The sequence below is a fragment of the Mycobacterium sp. ABE4_509 genome (assembly GCF_056160785.1).
On the sequence record NZ_JBSWXU010000243.1, the window covers coordinates 1 to 4,016 of the forward strand.

Genomic DNA, 4,016 nt, shown 5'->3' on the forward strand with positions numbered 1-4,016 from the left:
CCACCGCATCGCCGGGGCCGGCCAGCCGGGCGGCCCCGATCGCCACCGTCCGGCCCTGACCGGCCACGTCGGAGAGCAGCTGGATCGCCGGCGCGGTGATCGGTCCGTCACCGATCAGGGTGGCGCCGCGGACGGCGGTGGTGCCGAGGATCTGATCGACGATGCCCACCGCGCCGTCGGTCGCGATCGCCGACAGGCCCGGGTCGCCGACCCGGCGCAGCGCGTCGAGGTCGGCCTGGGCGTACACGGTCGGGGCGACGCAGATCCGTTGGGCCAGCGTCTTGAGCCGGTTCAGCCAGTCGGTGGCGGCCTGCTGCCCGGCGCCCGGGTGCGTCGGGGTCTGCGGCCCGGCTTCGGCGGCGTCGTTGACGACGTAGCCGCCGGTCATCGCGTTGACGGTGACGAGCAGGTCCGGATCGACGGCCACGCACAGCGCACGGGTGACCTCCCCGCTGGGGTCGACCTCGAGGCTGGTGGCGAACTCGACCGCCGAGAGCAGCGTGTCCAGCCGGCCGCCCGGGGCCAGTGACGTCGCCAGCTCGTCGTCGATCAGCCGGACCGGGGTGGTGCCCCCCGGCTGGCCGGCGGCCAGGCGGGGCCGGTCGGCCAGCGGCCAGAACATGGTCAGCCCGACCGGGCGGGTGGTGTCCGGCGGGACCGCGGATTCCAGCGTGTCCGACGCCGGCCGGGACACCGTGGCGCCGGAGCCCTGGTCGGGCGGCACCCCCATCACCGGGAGCAGGAAGCGGGCGTCGTCCAGCCGGGCGGGTGCCCCGTAGTCGGGGGTGCCGTTGACGTTGACCATGACCGGGTAGACGCCGGGTTCGTCGATGGCCAGCGAGGAGTGGGTGGCCGAGCGCACCGGCACGGCCAGCCGAAACGGCACCTCCTGGCCGCGGGCCATCTCGGGTGCGACGGTGATGAAGTCGGACACCGGCTGGTACTGGGCGACGTCGCCGGACAGATCGGTGCGCAGTTCGGCCGACGTGGTGACCGCAGGGGCGTGTTCCAGGCGCACCACCACGTCGCGCACCGGGCGGTCTCCGACGTTGCGCACCGTGCCGGTCACGGTCACCAGCGGTTCGCTGGTGGTGGTCATCACCTCGGGGGTGACGCCGGCGATGTCCAGGCGCAGGAACTCGGTGGCCCCGGGCTGGGCGTGCGACGGCACCGCCCAGGTGGGTGCGACGGCGAACAGGAGCGCCAAGACCGCGGCGGCGACGCGCAGCCAGACTCTAGCCCGCTCCGTCACGGTCCTTGTCCGCAGCCGTTCGTCCGCCGGCCGGGCTGGGGTTGTGCGGTGGGGTCGGGACGATGCTTGCGGGTGTGCGAGTGGGTCTGGCCACGCCGGCGCGGGGCGGAGCGGGGCAGCGGCGGCAGCGCGTCGGGACCGTCGGTGTGCAGGGTGTCGATCAGTTCGTCGGCGACGGCGGCGAGCCGGCGTTCGTCGGCGTAGGCCAGCTTGGCCGGCAGCTCGTGCAGCGGCACCCAGGCCACCTCGGTGACCTCGACGTCTTCGTCGCACAGCTCGCCGTCGAGAAATCTCATCAGGTAATGGTGCACGGTCTTGTGCACGCGGCGTCCCTCGGTGACGAACCAGTAGTCGATGCTGCCCAGCGCCGCCAGCACGCTGCCCTGGATCCCGGTCTCCTCGGCGACTTCGCGGATCGCGGTCTGCTCGGCGGTCTCACCCATCTCGATGTGGCCCTTGGGCAGCGACCACAGCATCCGGCCGCGGCGGTCGATGCGCCCGATCAGCGCCGCGACCTGCCGGTCCTTGGGGCCGTCGATGCCGTCGATGACCAGGCCGCCGGCTGACGTCTCGTGCACGGTGCGCAGCCGGTCGGGGGTGCGTCGCGGCCGGGCCTTCTTGGGTTTGGGGGTCTGGCCGGATTGCTCACCGGGGGAGCGGGGCGGGTTCTGGCCGGTACTGCCGGTGGGGGACTGATCGCCCACCTCGGGTGGACCTGCCGCGCGTCGGCCGCGGCGCCGACCCCGGCGCCGTCGTGGTTTGGGCTGCTCGCCGTCCGACACCCAAGCGATAGTAGCTGGCATGTTCGGCGCCCCTCGCCGCACTCGCCGGTCGGTGATACGGCTGTGACCAGTAGGCTCATCGGACGTGCAGGACCCTAGGCGAGAAAGCGCAGCCGGCGAACCGGATGTGGAGCTGCTGGCTGCTGCGCAGGTGTCGCTGAATCGACACGCCGAGGTGCTGCGCGGGCTGGGCCGGCTGTTCGCCGAGCACGGCCATGAGCTGTATCTGGTCGGCGGAAGTGTGCGTGACGCGTTGCTCGGCCGCCTGGGCGAGGATCTGGACTTCACCACCGACGCCCGGCCCGAGCAGATGCAGCGGATGCTGCGCGGCTGGGCCGATGCGCTCTGGGACACCGGTATCGAATTCGGCACCATCGGGGTGGGCAAGGGTGGTGACCGGCTGGAGCTGACCACGTTCCGCGCCGACAGCTACGACCAGGTCTCGCGTAACCCGCAGGTGCGGTTCGGCGACAACCTGGCCGACGATCTGGTGCGCCGCGATTTCACCGTGAACGCGATGGCGGTGCGCATCACCGCCGACGGTCCGGGCGAGTTCCTCGATCCGCTCGGCGGGCTGGCGGCGTTGCGGGCCGGGGTGCTCGACACCCCGTCGGCGCCGGAGGTGTCCTTCGGAGACGATCCGCTGCGGATGTTGCGCGCTGCGCGGTTCGTCTCGCAGCTGGGGTTCGCGGTGGCCCCGCGGGTGCGGACGGCGCTCGAGCAGATGGCGCCGCAGCTGGGCCGCATCACGGTCGAGCGGGTCGCCGCCGAGCTGGACAAACTGTTGCTGGGTGCCGACCCGGTGGCCGGGATCGACCTGATGGTGCAGACCGGTCTGGGGGAGGTGGTGCTGCCCGAGATCGGGGCCATGCGGATGGCGATCGACGAACATCACCAGCACAAGGACGTCTACCAGCATTCGCTGACGGTGCTGCGCCAGGCGATGGACCTCGAAGGTGACCAGGGTCCGGACCTGGTGCTGCGGTGGGCGGCGCTGCTGCACGACATCGGAAAGCCGGCCACCCGTCGCCACGAACCCGACGGCGGGGTGAGTTTCCACCACCACGAGGTGGTCGGGGCGAAGATGACCCGCAAACGCATGCGGGCGCTGAAGTACTCCAAGCAGATGGTCGACGACGTCTCGCAGCTGGTGTACCTGCATCTGCGTTTTCACGGCTACGGCGACGGCCGGTGGACCGATTCGGCGGTGCGCCGCTACGTCACCGATGCCGGTCCGCTGCTGAGCCGGCTGCACAAGCTGGTTCGGGCGGACTGCACCACCCGCAACCGGCGCCGGGCGGCTCGGCTGCAGGCCAGCTATGACGATCTGGAGCGCCGGATCGAGGAGCTCGCCGCCAAGGAGGATCTGGCCCGGGTGCGCCCCGACCTGGACGGCAACGAGATCATGCGGATCCTGGGCATCCCGGCGGGTCCGCAGGTCGGCCAGGCCTGGAATCACCTCAAGGAGCTGCGGCTCGACCGCGGCCCGCTGGACCACGACGAGGCGGTGGCCGAATTGGTCAAGTGGTGGAACGAGCGGGGCTCGGCCGGCGTCTGATCAGGTATGGAGTACTGCCTGGGTGAGCCGGACGGTTCGGCGACGATGTGGACCGTCGACGGTGGGCCGCACCTCGACGGCATCGACGTCGACCGCGACGGCCTGACCGACGACACGCTGCTGGATCTCGACGGCGACGGGATCGCCGACGCGGCGGTTCTCGACCTCGACGACGACGGCCTGCCCGAGCGGCATGTCACCGATGACGGGACCGGGACCTGGGGGCTGGGCGCCGACCGCGGCGGTGGGCTGCGCTGGTTCGGGCTCGACGGTCTCGAACATCCGGGGCAGGGTCCCGACCTGGACGGGGACGGGGCCCTCGAGCGGTTGTCCGACGTCGACGGCGACGGGACGGCCGACCGCGCGCTGGGCGCCGGGTCGGCGTGGGTGGACACCGACGGCGACGGCCGGTGGGACCTGCGGC

At 72.1% G+C, this 4,016-nt stretch carries 3 protein-coding genes and 1 pseudogene; 2 read left to right on the forward strand and 2 right to left on the reverse strand.

Annotated features, from left to right (window positions below; genetic code table 11):
- Both ACXAID_RS27270 and ACXAID_RS27275 read right to left on the reverse strand, forming a co-directional pair.
- Positions 1-1,252 (reverse strand): annotated as a pseudogene (locus ACXAID_RS27270) (hypothetical protein); the annotation flags it as partial.
- The gene (locus ACXAID_RS27275) at positions 1,249-2,034 is read right to left on the reverse strand and encodes an NUDIX hydrolase (RefSeq protein ID WP_475025296.1); all 786 of its coding nucleotides are present in this window, start codon (positions 2,032-2,034) and stop codon (positions 1,249-1,251) included. The gene ACXAID_RS27275 and the pseudogene ACXAID_RS27270, both read right to left, overlap by 4 nt.
- Before the next feature lie 85 nt (positions 2,035-2,119).
- Here ACXAID_RS27275 and ACXAID_RS27280 point away from each other — a divergent pair, with 85 nt between their 5' ends.
- Positions 2,120-3,592 (forward strand): CCA tRNA nucleotidyltransferase, encoded by a 1,473-nt coding sequence (locus ACXAID_RS27280; protein ID WP_475025297.1) that lies wholly within the window; start codon positions 2,120-2,122, stop codon positions 3,590-3,592.
- A gap of 6 nt (positions 3,593-3,598) precedes the next feature.
- The coding region (locus ACXAID_RS27285) for a pullulanase (protein ID WP_475025298.1) at positions 3,599-4,016 on the forward strand (418 nt) is incomplete at its 3' end.